This window comes from Rhodococcus pseudokoreensis (assembly GCF_017068395.1).
Taxonomy (GTDB): domain Bacteria; phylum Actinomycetota; class Actinomycetes; order Mycobacteriales; family Mycobacteriaceae; genus Rhodococcus_F; species Rhodococcus_F pseudokoreensis.
In genome coordinates this window covers 31270-48795 of the sequence record NZ_CP070618.1, presented here as the reverse complement: position 1 = coordinate 48795, position 17526 = coordinate 31270, and the positions used below count along the sequence as shown (strand labels likewise).

Here is a 17526-nt window from a genome sequence, read left to right as displayed (position 1 = left end):
CCGAACTCGTATCTCGGTAATAGGGGAGTGCGCAGTCGGAAGGAGCGTGATTCAGAACCAATGCTCCCGACGTCATCAACGCAAATTATGGACGTGATCGGGCAATCCGAGGAACTAGTATATCCTCAAGGTCTTCTGAGATTCATTCTGATCCAGGGCGATACCAGTCGTATTCCTCCGTTCACGAGGTGTCCAGAGGGCTCCCGCGTAGGACTCGATCCAGCTTGCCACCTTGTTGACCCGGATCCTGACCGATGACACCGAACCGAACATCAACCGGCGTCGGTGGGCCTGTATGACCCGACCCGTCCCGCGATGCAGACCCGGGAGGTCTTCCAAGTGCCGTTTCTCTTAATTCAAGCTGCAATTGCGTGCATCAGTCTGTTCGCACCCCGTCGCGCCACGGCTCTGCTCAACGGAATCGTTACGAGCATCGCCATCGGACGAGTCAACATGAGATGGTTGGCTGTGACAGCGGGAGCACAAAACGAGTTGTATAGCGAGTTTCAGTTCGAAAATGCACCGGCCGAAACGCATCGCGTTATGTATGTAGATCAGTCACTCACTCACTGAAGTGCAACCGCGGTCAACTCCGTTGAGTCCTACAAGCGTTCTTCACAGTTGAAAAGGATGTTGTCCCAAATAGCAGCTCTCAAGCCGCTTCGCCAGCGCCACATTGGATTGTCGGGCGGCGGGTGCCGGCACGGATCCGACGTGTGTCAGCGATTAGACTGCTGTGGTTCCGTGAGATCCGCCGTGCCGCTGTATGCGCTCGAAGACTAGCGTTATTCCGCACCCGAGCATCGCCGCGGTAGCAAAGGTGACCGACTGGGATTCGGCGTGCTCACAAGGGTACTTCGGCAGCTGCTGCAGAACTATCGTCCCCCAGTCAGTTGATGAACCTCACGCATATGGCGACCGAGCAAAGACTTGAACTCCTCGACCTGCCCGTGTTCGACAAAGCTCGCAAGCTGGGCATGATCGGCGAAGACTCGATCGAGCTGCATCGGATCCCTGCCGACCGAGCATGCCGTCATACGGCGCTGTCGGTCGCGAAGGCCTATGTAGAACGCCGCGAGCAGGGGGTTGGCGCCGTACCGCACTACCACCGAATGGAAATCGGCGTCCTCTCCTGTGAACGCTGCACGATCGGCGGACTTGGCAAGATCAAGCTGGCGAATCACGCTGGCGCGCATTTCCGCCGCGGCGTCCTCACGACGCCCTGCATCGGATCTAATGGCACATAAACTCCCGGCCTCGACTAGCAGCCGCGCCTCAACGATGTGCTCGGCCTCGCCGTCCGCGATCGGAACGACCAATGCGCCGCGCTTCGGAAACAACTTCATCCATCCTTCGGCTTCGAGCCGAAGAAATGCTTCACGAACCGGTGTCCGACTCGTGCCCACCTGATTGGCGATGTCACCTTCGCTGATCAGCTCGCCGCCCGGAAGTTCGGCCGACAAGATGAGTTCCTTGACAGTCGAGTACACCAGGTCGGACACCGTTCGCATAGACACAACTAGTATCTAAACACGAGTTTGCCTCACTGACAATGAAAGTCGCGTCACGATCGATCGGAACGTTCGGTGGCTCGCAGTGCCACCTCGGGGGCACCTCGACCTGCACCGATCATCGCTCCGCGAGGCCCAGCGATGCCCCTCTTCGCGCAGGGAACTGGGCCACGAGTACGGCGCATGTTGGCGCATCAGTTACACCTCGGCGCAGTGGCGGGAGGCCAGACGGCGATGTTGTGGTGATCTGCCGGCGCCGGAACGACGCACCGATCGTCTGGTCCCGGCACAGGTCGCCAATGGTGCAAGCGGCATCGCGATCGGCGCGAGCGCACCAGGTATTCCGGCAGCTGCAGGTGGCGTGCTGATCATCGGCACTCGGTGTTCGTCTGCGTCAGCAACAGCAGCAGCCGCGACCGCCTCGGCGACAGGGGGGCGACGCGAGGATGCAATCGAAGGAGTGCCCCGTTCAAGTGGAGGCAGGCGTCCCACGGGTCTCGATGCCGCACTGCTGCAGCGGTGGTGTGCGCCGCCGAGTGCCTGAGGACGCCCGCCAGCAAGTCTGCGTAGAGCGCGACTTGGCTGTTGACTTCGTATCGCGGCCTCCTGGGCGCTGCACGCCGCCACCGCGATTGGGAAGTGCCATCCACTTGGGGCTTAAGTCAGGTTTGTCGCTGCAGGGTCACCTCCGGGGCCTGAGGGGCCGCCTGCCATGGTCATGCACCGATCCAGACAGTTTTGAGATTGCAAAATTCACGAATGCCGTGCCCGGAAAGTTCGCGTCCGTACCCGGACCGCTTTGTGCCGCCAAAAGGCAGTTCGTTGTATGAGCCTGTCATCCCGTTGATGAACACCTGCCCCGCCTCGAGTTCGTGAATGAATCGCTTCTGCTCGCTGGCAGCGGTGGTCCAAGCGTTTGAACCTAGACCAAACGGCGTGGCGTTGGCGACTTCGATCGCCTCATCGATATCTCTGACGCGGTACACGGCCGCTACAGGACCGAACGCCTCCTCGGCGTATACGCGCATTTGCGGCGTGATGTTAGCGAGCACAGTCGGCGGATAGAACCAGCCCCGACCATCGGGCAGACCGCCACCGCACAGCACTTGCGCGCCACGCTCGATTGCGTCGGTCACCAGTGCGTCGACATCGAGCCGGTTTTGCTCGGTGGCCAGGGGCCCTACTTGTGTATCCGAGTTCAGGGGATCGCCGACTCGCAACGCCCGCATCTTGGTCACGAATGCGTTGGTGAATGCGTCGTACACATCGGTGTGCACAATGAAACGCTTGGCGGCGATGCAAGTCTGACCGTTGTTCTGGACTCGCGAGGTGACCGCAGCGTCGACTGCTCGATCCAGTTCTGCTGAGGGCATCACCACAAAAGGATCGCTGCCGCCGAGTTCTAGCACAGTGCGCTTGACCTCATCACCGCAGATAGCGGCAACCGAGCGGCCGGCCAGTTCACTGCCGGTGAGCGTGGCCGCAGCAATCCGCGGGTCACGCAGCACCGATTCCACCTGAGCCGAGGTGATTAGCAAAGTTTGGAAGCAACCGTCCGGAAATCCACCGCGTCGAAACAAGTCCTCGAGATACATCGCGGTTTGAGGCACGTTCGACGCGTGTTTGAGCAGGACAACGTTGGCCGCCATCAGCGCGGGCGCGGCAAACCGGATGACCTGCCAGAGGGGAAAATTCCACGGCATGACCGCCAGGGTCGGGCCCAACGGCTCATACCGTGCATACGCACGATCCGCACCTACCGATTGAGCGTCGACCAACTCGTCGGCCAGAAGTTGTTCGGCATGGTCTGCGTAGTAGTTCAGGGCACGAACGCATTTGCTGATCTCCGCGCGTGCTGCATCCACGGTCTTGCCCATCTCGGTTGTCATCAACCGGGCGACGTCTGCAGTCTCCGTGTCCAGCAGATCGGAACTGGCTCGCATCCACGTCGAACGTTGGGTGAAGTCGGTGGTTCGGTAGCTCTTCCATCGGGAGTACGCACGCCCGATGGCGATCTCTACCTCGGTGTCAGCGGCCGGCTGGAAGGTCTTTAGCGTTTCTCCGGTAGCCGGGTTGGTCGTCGCGATAACCATCGTTCTCCTTTTTTTGCAGTGCTATTGGCGGATCCCCCATCACAATCGGTGGAGGTATTTTCAGTCAGCTCAAGCCCGAGCCCTCTTGACCAAAGGCTCACGTGGGCCTGCGGCGCAGGCCTCCACGAAGCTGTCCTGGCCCCGTAGACGTCGTCAGATCCGGACGTACGCGTTCCAACATTATGGCCAGACCATCATCTCGATGGGAAGACTAGGATTCATATCGTCAAGACGCAAGGCAAACTCGCGAGCCGTTAGCAGATGGCACCAGCACGCGCAGCTAGTGGTCGAACAGAGTGATGTACTGATACGAGCTGGCGCAGCGCTCTGTGATCGGGCATCGCAGCAGACATGCATCGAAATCCTATCGGCCCAAACAATTCGCCGAGGTCCATGGCGTACCGACGCGATACACGTTGAGCAATAGGTAGTCCGTGCGGCGGCCACGCATGCTGACAGACACCTGAGGAACTTTCTGCACTATGCGAGGTGAATCGAGGACAGGGCGGCCCTGCGGGATGCCCGCGTTGGCCCTCGCGGACGTCCTTATGGTTCGCACCAGGACCCGCCAATTGTCAGTTAGAGGTTGCAACGAACACTTCACAGGTCTTTCGCATTATGGAAAAGAGTTCCCATCATTTGAAATTGACCCTTGCGGGTGATGTGATCCATGGCATAGCGTGTGGAACACCAGCTGATGGCCAGACCTGCTTCGGGCCGGTCGTGTGGTTCTTGTTACTCTTCCTTCGCCACTAGGAGGTGCGGGGTTATGCGAGCGGTATCGCCGCGCATGGGCTGGTGCGACCACATCCGCCGCTGTTTCATGGCAGCGCTGAATGCTGTGACACATGCTGTCGAACATATGGTGATGAACATCTGGGTCCCCGTTGATTCGAGACAACCGGTCGGCCGTGCTTGGGCGGGTTGCGTCATCGTCCCGCCCCAGCTGGGGAAACCCTTCGCAATCTAAGTCAACGTTCTCGCCAAGTTCGCAACGAGAAGCATTGGCCTACTAAAGGAGTCAGCATGCCCGGCGAATCCGCCCGGACTGTCCGTTCGGCACCACAGTCAGTCGATACACAGAGCATGCGACGAGTCATTTTCGGCGCGGCGATCGGACAAGGCGTCGAATGGTACGACTATGCAATCTACGGCTACCTCGCGGGCAGCGTCGGAGCTGTGTTCTTCCCCAGCGAAGACCGTAACGCCGCTCTGTTGTCGGCATACGCAGCATTCGCCGTGTCATTCCTCATCCGTCCGCTCGGTGGTGTTCTGTTCGGTTACATCGGCGACCGAATTGGCCGAAAAAACACCCTTGCCGTCGTTATCTTGCTCATCAGTGGTTCGACGTGCTTGATCGGACTCCTACCGGGGTACGCGGCAATAGGAATTGCCGCGCCAGTCCTGCTCCTCGTGCTACGCCTACTGCAAGGCCTGTCTGCCGGTGGCGAACTTGCCGGCGCGGTTGCTTTCCTTGCTGAGCACGCCCCCGTGCGCAAGCGAAATTACATTGTCGGCTTCGGTGAGATGGCAGCCAATGCAGGACCGCTGATCGGTGCATCAGTGGTGGCGTTTCTGGCGACTTCGCTCGGTGACACCGCCATGGACGACTGGGCATGGCGCATACCGTTCCTCATCGCGGGGCCGATTGGACTCGTCGGTCTGTTCCTCCGCCTGCGTGTCGACGAATCTCCGATCTTCCAGGAGGTCGTGGCTGCCGGAAAACGAGCGAAGTCACCACTGCGGGAAGCAGTACGGCAGGAGGGTGGCGCAATTCTGCGCTGCACCGGAATCGCGGTTACCCACATGGTGCCGTACTACTTGATTCTTGCCTACCTGCCCAACCACCTCGAGGAAAGCGGTCGGCTACCTGCAGGGAGCGCGTATTTCATCGTCGTGATTGCATTGCTGGTGAAAATCGCTGTCACGCCGGTCGCCGCTCGTAGCTCAGATCGCTTTGGGCGTAAGCCTGTAATGGCCCTTGCTGCAGTCGGTTACATGGCTCTTTCCTACCCGATCTTCGCCTGGATGAACACCGGCGGATTGGTTGCCGTCGTGTTGTGTCAGGTGATACTCGGAATCATCTTCGGCATGTACTCGGCGTGCGTGTTCGCCATGATGGTCGAAATGTTCCCGACGCAGACCCGCTTCACCTCGATGGCCATCGGATACAACGCGGCAGCTGCGCTAGCCGGCGGAACTGCACCGTTCATCGCAACATGGCTGGTCGCAGTGACTGGAAACGGCAGTGCACCTGCCTTTTACTTGATCGGTGGCGCGGTTGTGTCACTGATCGCGCTTGCCGTCTCGAGAGAAACCGCGGGGATCAGCCTGAGGGAGGTTCCTGGACGGACCACACCATCGCAGGCCTGAGCCGCGATGCCTCAGCAGCCTGGATGAGCACCCACTGAGAAATCCCATCTACCGAGAAAGAGAGCGTATGAAAACCCAATCGCAGATCCTGCCGGCCAACCCCGAAAGCGTCTTCACCTATGGTGCGCCCCTGTTGAAATATGGACCAGGTGCCGCGGACGAAATTGGCTTCGACCTCAGCCTGACAGGCGCGAAGCGCGTCCTGGTCGTTACTGACCCCGGGGTCGCCGCTGCCGGGATCCCGCAGCGGGTAGCTGAACGAATCAACGAGTTTGGCATCGATGCGATTGTCTACGACGGCGTCCACGTGGAACCAACCGATGCCAGTCTCGAGCAAGCGATCGCATACGCCCGTGACACAGGTCCGTGGGATGCCTTCATTGCAGTCGGTGGCGGATCGAGTATCGATACAGCCAAGGTGATTAACCTACTCACCACCAATGGCGGTGACCTGATGGACTACGTCAATTCGCCAGTAGGCCGGGGCGTTTCCCCGGATCAGCCACTCAAACCCCTCGTCGCCGTTCCGACCACGACGGGTACCGGCGCCGAGAGCACCACAATCTGTGTGCTCGATGTGCTGGATCTGAAGGTGAAGACCGGAATCAGTCACGCTCGCCTACGCCCGACCCTGGCCGTGGTTGATCCCAAACTCACCATTAGCCAGCCGTCTGGCGTCACTGCTTCCTCCGGCATGGACATCTTGTGCCATGCACTGGAGAGCCTTACCGCGCGGCCGTACATGGCCTACGAACGGAAGCGTCCGGAGCAACGCGTTCCCTACTGCGGTTCCAACCCCATCTCGGACATGTGGGCAGAAAAGGCCCTCATGCTGATGTCCACCTCGTTCAGGCGGGCGGTGCTCGACGGCGACGATGAGGACGCACGCGCTTCGATGGCGCTCGCAGCCACTTTCGCCGGCCTCGGTTTCGGAAATGCCGGCGTACACATCCCGCACGCCAACGCATACCCAATCGCTGGACGAGTGAAGGACTACAACGCCAAGGATTACCCGGCCGACAAGCCGATGGTGCCGCACGGCATGGCCGTGTCCCTGACCGCGCCCGAGGCTTTCCGGTTCACCTTCTCCACAGCTCCCGAGCGACACCTCCGTGCCGCCTCGCTCCTCGCGCCCGATGCTGACAAGCCCAACGACTTGAGCTCGTTCCTGCCGGACGTACTCACTGCGCTCATGTGTGATATTGGCATCCCCAACGGGATCGCCGAGGTCGGCTACAAATCCTCCGACGTCGACGCACTCGTCGAGGGCGCACTGATGCAGCAACGTGTGCTAGCCGCTGCACCATGCGAGGTCCATGATGAGGACCTCGCCTCGATCTTCACTCGCTCGCTGGATCTATGGTAAGAGGATAATTCGACCGGACCGACCTCCGCCGTTCCTGTGCAGTGCGATGATTCTGCACACGACTGCAGCCCCTGGTCGGTGTTTGAAGCGGTTGTGATGCAACGAATCACTTAAATTCGGCTGGTTTGAGTGGTCACTCGCTGGGATCACGGTGGCGACTGAACCCGAGCAACCAGCACCGGTTCTGCGCGGTGCTTACAGTCGCCACCGCCGACGGCGTCGACGACGCTGGCGTTGATCGCCGAAGCATTAGCGCGATCGGCGCCGCCGAGCGGGGTGCGGACTTCTGACGGCAAGCTTGAGCGGCGCGGTTGCCCAGGTCGTCGTGCACGCGCAGGACGACAGGCGGTCGTCCAAGCCGTTGCGGGTTCATCATTTGGTGATGGATGGAGTCCGGACGCACAGTTACTCGAGAATGGCGGGCGCCGAGGTGCAGCGGTTGGGCGGATGCTGTGGCCTCGCCCGGAACTTCGACATCGAGAAAGGCACGACGAGGTGTCGGCGGCCGTCGCCGAACAGCAACTCCTATCCGCCGTGGCCGGGGTGGACGCGGACACCACGATCCTGGCGGATGGCTACTCCTGCCGAAACGCAGCTCTCGGACCTGACCGATCGTCGCGGTGACCACCTGGCACAACTGCTCGCCGCGCGGCTCGCAGCCGAGGTCGCCGCACGCCTGCGGAACTGACCCTGGTGCAGCGCAAGGTCAGAGACTTGACGGTGAGGGCGAGGACAAAATGGCATTCCCTGTAGATACCCTCGCTTCGGCGAGGACACCCCAATTCCGAGGGCCTGCTCGGTACGATCAGAGGTGAAGTCCCGTGAACTCTCGTGAGTATCGTCAATTGCGCCAGAGGCGCCGCGCCGGTTGGATCGAAGCAAACCGCAAACACATCCATCCTGACGGCGAGGCTGAGCGCCTCATCGGGTTCGCCAGCATGTGGGCGCCGTACGGGGGCGCGTGCGAGGAGGAAGTCCTTACGCAGTTCGGGATGACGCGGCGCCGGTTCCTCGACAGATTGTGGCAGGTCATCCCTGAGTCGACCTGTTCCGAAGCCGAGATACGCAGTTTGCTGAACGCGTATCCGCACCGCCGGCGCGGTTCCTCACCGATCCCGTAAACCCGCGGGGATCTATCCCGTGGACTTGCCCGTCGGGGCCCGCTTGATGGGCCGGGCCCTCTCCGGAAATTTTGCGAGTGCCTTCCCGATCGATGTCAGCGAGTACAACGACAGGCGAGTTTCCGTGACGTTCCAGTTGGCCGACTCGAGCAAGGCATAGCACCCTCCCGGTCGCATTTATGGGCCGTCCGCCGCCGTGCAACAGCTAGCGCGCCGTGCCCTTGCCGAATTCCGCGGACAACTCCGTAGCAATCCGCTGTAGCAGGGGAGCGTTGTGGTCCGCCGACTCGATACTGAGCCGAGCAGCCGGACCCGAGATCGACAGCGCAGTCGGTGTCGGAGCATTGAGCACTGGTACGGAGAAGCACCGCACCCCGATCTCCTGTTCGCCTTCGTCGACCGAATATCCGCGCCGCCGACTCTCAGCAAGATCGGCGAGTAAGGCGTCGATATTGGTATGTGAGTTGGGGGTGTACGCGAGCATCTCCACCCGGCCTATCAACTGCCGGACGGTGTCGTCCGGCAACTGAGAAAGGAGTGCTTTGCCCACGCCAGTGCAGTGCAAGTGCACGCGCCGACCTACCTCAGTGAACATGCGCATTGTGTGAGGGGATGGCACCTGGGCCACGTATACGGCCATGCTCCCGTCGAGCACTGCCATGTTCGCGGTTTCTCCGGTGCTGGCCACGAGGTCCGACAAATGCGACGCCGCCCAGGCGCCGATCCGCTTTGTTGCGGATTCACCTAACGGAATGAGCTTGGGACCGAGCGCATATCTGCGGCCAGGCAACTGCCGAGCGTAGCCTCGGCTGACCAGAGAGCGGATCAAGCGATGCACGGTCGGAGGGGGTAGTTTCGTGCGGTCGGCGAGTTCGCTCAGAGCTACTGATCCCTCGGCAGCCGCCATCGCCTCGAGCAGGTCGAAAATCCGGTCGACGGATTGGACGCCGCCTGACGCACCTGGCGTACTTGCCACCTTCTCACCTCCGTACTTGCCCGGCTGTCTGCGGATTCCGTCTAGTGAAAAAATACACTCACTGCACGATAGGCCGAAAGTATTCGGGCGTGTCATCCGGGAAGGGCTGGAGCCTAGGTGACGACGCCCTGGTCACCGTCTCGGCAACGCTCGGACGCGACGCGACGCGACGCGACGAGACGAGACGAGACGAGACGCCGGCTCGGCTCCGGTGCACCGGGTGCGTCGCGACCAGCGAGATCGGGCGACCACGACCGCCCAATGCCTCAAAGTCGCATCCCATTGCGCCACGTTGCTGCCGTGGCACGTTGTGCGGCTGTAACGCTGCGGCACTGTTACGTCCCGCACAGTGGGTTGTCGACGTCGCTGGTGATCGTAATGGGTGGGTCACGGAGTCTTGAGTGCAATGGCGTCAGATTCAGCGCCGCCGCAGAGGCGAAATGGCGCCCACAGTCCGGCAATGGCCGACCATGATTGGATTTGGCGCCCGGCCCAGTGAGAAGTCTGGACCTGCCGTAGGGGCACGCACTACCGCCGATTTCGATGCTTCGACAGCCTTGATGTCAGTCATCTCGATGACCGTGTGTGTTGGTCTTGTCGGGATAGCTCTGCGTATAAAGAGATTTCACCAGGTTTCGGTCAATCTTATTGGAGCCGCTCATAGGGAATGGATTGTGCTGGATACTGATGGTTTTTGGAACCTTGTATCCGGCCAACTGGGTCCGGCAGTGTGCTCGAAGTTGGTCAGAACTTATCTGAGCATTTGCCGGAGCGGACACGCAGGCGTACACAGCCTCACCCCATTTGAGGTCGTCCATACCGAAGACCACTGCCTGATGGACCTCAGGGTGGTTACAGAGCGCAGCTTCCACCTCGCCGGGCGCCACATTCTCGCCACCGGTGATAATCATGTCTCGGATCCTGCCCACCAAGTGCAAGTATCCGTCATCATCGAGATAGCCGGCATCTCCAGTCGGATACCACGAGGTGCCCGTATGATCTGTCTTCAGCGGGGGTTGATTCCAGTATCCGCGCATCAGGTTGTCACCAGACACCGTAATCTCACCGACGGTGCCGTGACTGACGGGCAAGCCGGCCTCGTCGATGACCCGGACGCCGATCCCCGGCATGGCGCGTCCGCATGACGTGAGCCGGCGACCACCAAGCTTGTGGTCCAGTCCGTTGAGGACGCTCACGTGACCGCACGTCTCAGTCATGCCGTACCAATTGACAAACTCTGCCTTGGGAAAAGCGCTCATCAGTCGGCGGAGAACTGCGGGATGCATCGGAGCGCTGCCGTATCCGATCGTTGTGAGACTGGGCAATGCCGTGCCATGGAATCCAGGAAGTTCGAGCATGTTTCTGACCGTAGAAGCGATGAAACTTGTTGTATTCACATCGTGCGCTTTGATCTCTTGAATGATGCGCGGCGGATCAAATCGAGGCAAAAGCACGACCGTTGAGCCGGTGGCAGGGGCGAGACCGAAGCCCCGTATTGAGGCTATATGAAACAGGGGAGCATGGAGTAAAAATGTATAGCCTTGGGTGAGGGTCGTCACTATTCCGGTTTTATAGATATCGTTGGCCATCGCGGCGTGTTCTATGACGACTCCCTTCGCTCTCCCAGTTGTACCGCTGGTGTACATGATGAACGCAGTATCGGATCCATCTGGACGCTTGGGAAGCCATTCCGTCGCTTCCTGTATTAAGCCGCGATAGGCGGTGTAGGAGGGTTGACTATCTCCGATCTGGATGATGTGCTCGACTTCCGTGACGTCTTTGAGTCGTTGCGCCACACCGCAGAATTCATCGCTAAAGAAGAGGGCCCGGCACCCCGCATCCCGGAGGACGGCCGCAAGTTCGGGTTCAGATGATCGGACATTCAAGGGTACAACTATTGCCGCGCCCAGAAGTGAGGCGTGGATAAGCTCCAAGTAGTCGACGGAGTTGCGGGATAAAATTGCAAAGCGGTCATTGGAGGCCAGGCCTAAGGTCATGCGAAGGAGGTGTGCAGCCCGACTGATCCGGGAAAAGTGTTCTGAGAATGAGGAGGCCTCATTGTCGCAGCGAACGGCGATTCGCCCCGGGTTCTGCTCACACGCATTGACTAGAAGATCGAAGAATGGCACTTCATCACCGCCTGAATTCGGTAGGAGTTTGCTTGTACTGTTCAGTTTTGCACGGCCTGCGAGGCCGCCGTAACTTGCTAAGCACCGGGCCCGGTGGCTCACTTTGAACGGCGATAGGTGACTGTTCAGTATGTTTCTAATTCGCATTCGGGCGGGGGTAGGTCGTGATGACCTCGATCCGCTCCAGTTGCTCGTGAGGCTGCAGCAGCCACCGAGCTGGGTAAGCATCGGCTCCGTTCCATCGGTGCACTTCGAAATCGGTGATCCAACCGATGGCGGCAGGATGGTCCATCGTGCGGCAGAACTGCCAGACAGGAGGGTTCGCGAGCGGTGATCGGCTGTACCTGTGGAGGCTGTAGTGAGGTTTCGCGGCAATTCGTTCGAGGTTCGGTTGCGGGTGTCTAGCTGGCCAGCTGTGATCCATGTCGGTCCGCAACTGACAGCGCGACAGCGGTTTTCGAGGAGACCACTTCAACGAAATGGCCGAACAGAATATGCCCGAGAGACGGATGCATGACACGGTAAATGCTGCGTATGCGCAGGCACGTTGACCGAACGGTCCTCAGTGGGATTGGGAACGCGGCTCCGATACCGCGCGAGGTATCCCTAGATTGCGTCGTCGAATCACTCGACGCCGTGCCTGACTACGGCATCAAAGGGACGCGCCACGTACTCCGCTCCTCTATTGCGCACGCCCAGGGTGACGCGTCGCATGCTTCGCGCATCCAATGCGGGGTTGCCAACTGGTCGTCGGGGTAGATCCGCTGGGCATGGTGACTTCCCTTGCTAGACCAGTTCTTTCGTGCGTACCTATCCAGGATGCGTGGGAATATTGCGAAGCGTGTGCCACCCAAGTTGGGCGGGACGCTGACGCGCCCCGGCCCAAGCCCGGCCGGTTATTTATTTCGGATCAATGAGGACCCCAGGGTTCATCACCATGTTGGGGTCGACAGTCTGCTTCACCGCACGCAGTGCTGACGTGAACAGCTCCGGACGCTGCTGGTCATACCAGGGGCGGTGGAAGCGGCCGACGGCGTGGTGGTGGGTGATGGTGCCGCCCGTGGCAAGGACTGCATCAGATGCGGCCTGTTTGATCGCGGCCCATTGCTGTAGTTCGCCGCCCGGCTTCGCTGACGCCACCACGGTGTAGTAAGGGGCGGGGCCGTCGGGATAGACGTGGGTGAAACGGCACGCGACGACGCCGTCGCCACACTCGCGCTTAACGGCCTCGGTCGTCGCCTGCATCACCCGTGCATGAAGCTCGGGGAACGCGCTCCATGTGCACGCGGTCTCAAAGGTTTCTCGTAGTACGCCCATGCGGGAGTAGCCCTCCTTGTAGTGCGGGCCGCGCACGAAGAAGTTTCGCCATTTGCCGGCAGCGCCGGCGTGGCCGGCTTCGGGCGCCGAACGACCTTGTAACGCTTCAGCGCTAACCCGGCCACCGTGGTCGGCGCAGATCTGAGCGGCACGTTGCATCCATGTATCCAAGGGATGGTCGGCCGACTCGAAGGCGAGGACCAGGATCGAGTCGGAGCCGTCCGACGCGCCGGACAGCAGGCTTTCTGTTGGGTCGAGCAGTCGGCAGTTGGTCGGTGCGAGACCGGATTGAGCAAGAGCACGGATGGCGTCTACGGCCTTGTCGAAGTCACTGAACGGCACCGATGTGGCGACCTTGAACGTCGGCTTGTCCTGCAGCCGCATCCACGCTTCGGTGATGACGCCAAGCGTGCCCTCGGAACCGATAAACATGCGGTCGGGCGAAACCCCTGCCCCGTCGGCAGGAATGCGTCCGGTTTGCAGTGTTCCTGAAGGGGTCACTACACGCATGGCTTGAACGTAGTCGTCGATCTGGGTGAATCCAGTGGCGAAGTGTCCCGCTGCCCTGGTCGCAATCCACCCGCCGAGGGTAGAGAATTCAAAGGCCTGCAAGAAGAACCGCATCGACAATCCGTGTGGTCGAAGCTGGTTCTCCATGTCGGGTCCCAGGACGCCACCCTGGATCAGCGCCGACCGCGAAGCCCGGTCAATCTCCAGCACTCGGTTCAGGTGCCGCAGGTCGAGGCTGATTGCGCCGCGGTAGTCATCGGACACGATCGGCTCAATGCCCTGGGCTACGGAGGACCCCCCGCCGTACGGAACGACTGCGACGTCGTTGGTGTGGGCCCAGTCGAGCACAGAGACAACATCGTGTTCAGTACGTGGGAACGCGACGAAATCCGGTGGGTTGTCGAATTGTTTGGCCAACCCACGGACGAAGTCGCCCAGATTCTTGCCCAGAGTGTGCTCGGCTCGCGCCCACGTGTCGTTCTGACAGATTCCGGCCAGCGATTCCGGCGCGTGGACTCGCGGCTCCCGCAGTTCGATTTCGCTGATGTCGGGGGCCTTGGCCAGCTCGCGGAGTCGGAGCCCGAACTTGTCCCGAAGCATGCCCCCGATTTCGAGAATCTCCGAGTCGCTGACACTCGTGTCTGCATAGCCCCACCCCCAGAACTTCCGCTTCCGTCTGTCGAGGTGTTCCTCAGTCATAGTGTTCATCGTTCCTTCCTAGACAGAGGTACCTGGCGGTACCCAAACGGGGCGGGCCAAATTGGACGCGCCAACGGAGGCGAGATGGTTCGGTTCCAGGAGGCGAAACCCCGTCGATCGAGCCGCTCACGGCCCATCGGGATCTCCTCATATCGCGGTGTGTGACGCTCGGCGAGACAACCGCCAGCGTTTGTGGGCGAATCTCAATCTCATGGTTCTACGTAGAACCGGCCGAGCGTTGGTCTGGCCATGGTGTCGGAAGAAAACGTTATGCCATGAGTTTGTCAATCGCAAGGGTTCATTTCGTTTGACGGAAAAAAATTCCGTATGGCGGAATTAAGTAGCCTGGGTGGAGTCTCCGGTGGCCTTAGTGGAGGCGGTTGGCCAAGCTGTGTCTCCAGCTTCAAGTCACCGCCAGCTTGTCATGCTGTGGCCAACTGTGAAAGTGGCGCTGAGCACTGGGATCTCGGACACCCAGCCTGTCGAGCGGCAAGAGCTCTTAGCGGCCCTGCCACAAAATAGTTCGACGACCAGGTTATGTGCGCATACCGGAAATGCACCTGCTCGCCGGGTAGGTGGTCAATCTGAGTTGTGCTAGCTCATCGCACTGTGCGCCTACGCTCCGATGCGTGTTGATGGTCTGGCCATGCCCGCGGTGCAACAAGTAAGCGTGGCGAGGATTCTGTTCCCCTACAGACGCATGTGTGACTCGGCCTGCGACTGCGAAAATCACGCGCCCAATGAGTAGCTGAAGTCCACGGGAGTATGGCAGCGGATTCACGACGCGTAACGTGATCGGGTGCGGATACAGGGCGCCGACACCCGCTGCCGTCCGACACGATCGTTTACTCCAAATCGGTGCAGGGCGCACGACGCGGTGGCCCGGTCGAGCCGAGGATACGACGCGGGCACTGAACGGCCGCAAACGTCTTCGCGGCCGACGTCAACGGGCTGCTAGTGGCGGTCGTGGTAACCATGGTCGGAATCCGGGACCGTGACCGCGCCATCCGGCTGCTGGCTGCGCTGCGTGCCCCTATTCTCGACGATCAGCCTGGTGTGGGCGGACGGTGGCTACGTCAGACGGCTGATCGACTGGTCGAAACGGGTTGTGTCCCTCACGGATCAGGTCGTCAAGCGCACCGGTGATGTTAAGGGTTCAACGTGGTTCTCCGGCGTTGGGTCGTCGAGCGAACCTTCGCCTGGATCTGTAAGCACGCCGTTGCGTCCGCGACTACGAGACGCAGCCTGAACATCAGGAAGCGATGGTCTACATCGCCATGATCGCCACCATGTCACGCCGACTCGCCCGCACGGCGTGGCCCATCCCGAAGCTTTCAGACGCTCTGTTCGACCTAGACCGCGTACCAACTGAGATCGATGTAGGAGACTTAGGCGCATCCGGGGCGGTGACCGCTTAGCGCGAACAATTGCCTATTTTTCGTATCGTGAAACATCTTCTGAATTCCGGGATTCCCTTGCGCGGGTGTGATGTCGGTCATACCATAGCCACTGTTCCGGACTGATCAGGTGGCTGAGAGGACCGCAGCCGCGACATTGCCGATCCCGGCGCGGCGCCCCAGCAGTTCTCGTCAAGTGGAGCTCGGTCAATCGAACGGAAGGACGATGACGGACCTATGGCAGCAAGCCGGGCTCAAGTGTCGCCCCTGGGAGCGCCGGAGGCGGCCTTCGAAGGCCGCCACGGCAATATCGCCGCGTGACAGAGCGACAATTCGTCAACCCCGCCATTTGGTCTTGCCGCTAAAGGCGGGAACTCAAGCCGGGCGGTCGGTTTCAAGAGAATCTATTCTCGCCACCTCTTAGCCGGCGACCGGGGCGTGTTCAGTGCTTTGGTTTAACTGAGCCCATCATGATTTATCGCTCGCCATTTATAGATTGCCCGTGCGGACAGCGATAGTAGCGTTGCGCGTTTCACCGCCTGCGGGTTCGCCCCGTCGGAATGAAGGAGAGAGTATGGAACAGACCAAGCAAATGGCGCGGCCAGCCGGGAGATTGCCTAAATGGGTATCGAACGTAAGGCAGATTGGACCCGGGTTCGTCGCAGCGATGACCATGCTCGGAGCCGGCGAGCTTATCGATGTAACGGTCGCTGGGGCGAACTATGGATACGCCTTGATGTGGGGCTTTGCATTAGTCCTACTCAGCAAATTCTTCTTCATGTTTATGTTGACGAAGTATCAGCTCCTTAATGGGAAGGGGCTGACGATTATGCAAGGTTTCGGAAAACTGGGGAAAGTATTCCCTTTGGCTGCAGGGATGGGTCTCCTGCTCGGCATATTTGCGTATGGTGCATTTTACGTGCCTGCTGCGGGCACTGCACTGGTCGAACTCGTGGGGTTCGAGTCACCGTTTGCTGTATTCATCGGCTCGGTTGTAACGGTGGCGCTTGCAGCGTTTATGCTAAGGGCCAAGCGAGCCTATGCAATTTTCGAAAGCGTCAGCCGATTAGTTGTGCTGCTACTTGTGGGCACATTCGTCTATACCGCAATTTCCCAAGGACCCTCACTGCTGGCGCTAATTAAAGGGCTGCTGTTCAGCGTGCCATCTGATAAGGGTATGTTCGGCTCTCTTTTCGTCGTGGTGGCGCTGATTGGGGTAGCTGGAGTCACCCCCGCGGCGATAGTCTACAACTATGCGATTTACGAGAAGGGCTGGCGTTCCCCACGGCACCGTGCCACGCAGGTGCTTGACCTGCTCGTAGCGATCGTAGCCATCGCCATCATCGATTTCAGTATATGGATTGTCGCCGCCGAAACTGTGCACGGTACCGGATTTTCTATAAGCGACACCGATGATCTCGCCAGGCTAATGCAACTCGCAATTGGTGACGTTGGGCCGCCACTTCTGTGGGTAGCGATCTTTTTTGCCTCATTCACATCCATAGTCGGTACGGTCTTCCTCTTCAGTAGAGCAGTCGTCGATGCGTTACACAACGCTTTTCCTTCGCGTTACGAAGGCAATGTCGATTTGGAAAAGAGCCCAATCATTAAGTGGCTGACCATCTTGGGGCTCCTGCTGCCGCTGCTCTGCGCTACTCCCTGGGCGCCTAACATGGTGGTCCTTGCCATCTCTGCTGTCACGATTCCACTGGTAGCAACACCGTTCATGCTTATCGGGCTGATACGCCTTACCGGTAGTACCCGGTTTCTACCTGCTGAATTTGTGCGTCGGTGGCAGTCAGGATTGCTGGTCATTATGACAGTAGCGGCGCTCGTATCACTAGTGATTGCCGCGCACGGCTTGGTCGGGGTAGTGCGGACGCTCGCGGGATAAACCTGGGTGTGCCGATTCGGATGAGTCCGTGGGTGGGTCGCAACTGCGAAATGCCCTGTCGTAGTGGAAGAACGTAACTTGTCATAGAAACAATTCGGCCGCGACGAAGGGCATCTCGTAGGAGAAGCTATCTCACACCC

Annotated in this window: 10 protein-coding genes and 1 pseudogene; 5 read left to right on the top strand and 6 right to left on the bottom strand. The window is 59.9% G+C overall.

What is annotated here, in order from left to right:
• Window positions 1–875: 875 nt before the first annotated feature.
• Window positions 876–1511, bottom strand: coding sequence for a GntR family transcriptional regulator (locus JWS13_RS04855; RefSeq protein WP_206004759.1), 636 nt, complete (start codon window positions 1509–1511; stop codon window positions 876–878).
• A gap of 716 nt (window positions 1512–2227) precedes the next feature.
• Window positions 2228–3604, bottom strand: coding sequence for an NADP-dependent succinic semialdehyde dehydrogenase (locus tag JWS13_RS04850; RefSeq protein WP_206004758.1), 1377 nt, complete (start codon window positions 3602–3604; stop codon window positions 2228–2230).
• Between the two features lie 1026 nt (window positions 3605–4630).
• Between JWS13_RS04850 and JWS13_RS04845 the strand changes: the two genes are divergently transcribed.
• The 4 genes and pseudogenes from JWS13_RS04845 to JWS13_RS04830 all read left to right on the top strand — a co-directional run bounded on the left by JWS13_RS04845 (window position 4631) and on the right by JWS13_RS04830 (window position 8464).
• A complete protein-coding gene (locus tag JWS13_RS04845) occupies window positions 4631–5977 on the top strand; it encodes an MFS transporter (RefSeq protein WP_206004757.1) in 1347 nt (448 codons plus the stop codon).
• A 67-nt stretch (window positions 5978–6044) separates the two neighbouring features.
• Window positions 6045–7343: a hydroxyacid-oxoacid transhydrogenase gene (locus JWS13_RS04840; protein ID WP_206004756.1), complete on the top strand. Its 1299-nt coding sequence runs from the start codon at window positions 6045–6047 to the stop codon at window positions 7341–7343.
• A gap of 381 nt (window positions 7344–7724) precedes the next feature.
• Window positions 7725–8031 (top strand): annotated as a pseudogene (locus tag JWS13_RS04835) (FAD-binding oxidoreductase); the annotation flags it as partial.
• 133 nt (window positions 8032–8164) lie between these two features.
• Window positions 8165–8464 (top strand): hypothetical protein, encoded by a 300-nt coding sequence (locus tag JWS13_RS04830; protein ID WP_206004755.1) that lies wholly within the window; start codon window positions 8165–8167, stop codon window positions 8462–8464.
• A 205-nt stretch (window positions 8465–8669) separates the two neighbouring features.
• On the opposite strand, the gene JWS13_RS04825 is transcribed toward JWS13_RS04830, so the two are convergent.
• From JWS13_RS04825 to JWS13_RS04810, 4 genes are all read right to left on the bottom strand, one after another.
• Complete coding sequence (locus JWS13_RS04825; protein WP_259375207.1) at window positions 8670–9440, bottom strand: IclR family transcriptional regulator; 771 nt, start codon at window positions 9438–9440, stop codon at window positions 8670–8672.
• A 335-nt stretch (window positions 9441–9775) separates the two neighbouring features.
• The gene (locus tag JWS13_RS46390) at window positions 9776–9979 is read right to left on the bottom strand and encodes a glycerate kinase (protein ID WP_476748551.1); all 204 of its coding nucleotides are present in this window, start codon (window positions 9977–9979) and stop codon (window positions 9776–9778) included.
• A gap of 24 nt (window positions 9980–10003) precedes the next feature.
• Window positions 10004–11716, bottom strand: a complete 1713-nt coding sequence (locus tag JWS13_RS04815) for a class I adenylate-forming enzyme family protein (RefSeq protein ID WP_241032091.1) — start codon at window positions 11714–11716, stop codon at window positions 10004–10006.
• 753 nt (window positions 11717–12469) lie between these two features.
• On the bottom strand, window positions 12470–14095 hold the full coding sequence (locus JWS13_RS04810) for an FAD-binding oxidoreductase (RefSeq protein ID WP_206004752.1): 1626 nt from the start codon (window positions 14093–14095) through the stop codon (window positions 12470–12472).
• A gap of 1971 nt (window positions 14096–16066) precedes the next feature.
• Between JWS13_RS04810 and JWS13_RS04805 the strand changes: the two genes are divergently transcribed.
• Window positions 16067–17386 (top strand): Nramp family divalent metal transporter, encoded by a 1320-nt coding sequence (locus JWS13_RS04805; protein ID WP_206004751.1) that lies wholly within the window; start codon window positions 16067–16069, stop codon window positions 17384–17386.
• Window positions 17387–17526: the final 140 nt, after the last annotated feature.

Bases quoted from the DNA above. Each gene is read 5' to 3' on its own strand.
- JWS13_RS04815 (WP_241032091.1), bottom strand. From the start codon at position 11,716: ATGCGAATTAGAAACATACTGAACAGTCACCTATCGCCGTTCAAAGTG.
- JWS13_RS04850 (WP_206004758.1), bottom strand. From the start codon at position 3,604: ATGGTTATCGCGACGACCAACCCGGCTACCGGAGAAACGCTAAAGACC.
- JWS13_RS04805 (WP_206004751.1), top strand. From the start codon at position 16,067: ATGGAACAGACCAAGCAAATGGCGCGGCCAGCCGGGAGATTGCCTAAA.
- JWS13_RS04840 (WP_206004756.1), top strand. From the start codon at position 6,045: ATGAAAACCCAATCGCAGATCCTGCCGGCCAACCCCGAAAGCGTCTTC.
- JWS13_RS04855 (WP_206004759.1), bottom strand. From the start codon at position 1,511: ATGCGAACGGTGTCCGACCTGGTGTACTCGACTGTCAAGGAACTCATC.
- JWS13_RS04845 (WP_206004757.1), top strand. From the start codon at position 4,631: ATGCCCGGCGAATCCGCCCGGACTGTCCGTTCGGCACCACAGTCAGTC.
- JWS13_RS04810 (WP_206004752.1), bottom strand. From the start codon at position 14,095: ATGACTGAGGAACACCTCGACAGACGGAAGCGGAAGTTCTGGGGGTGG.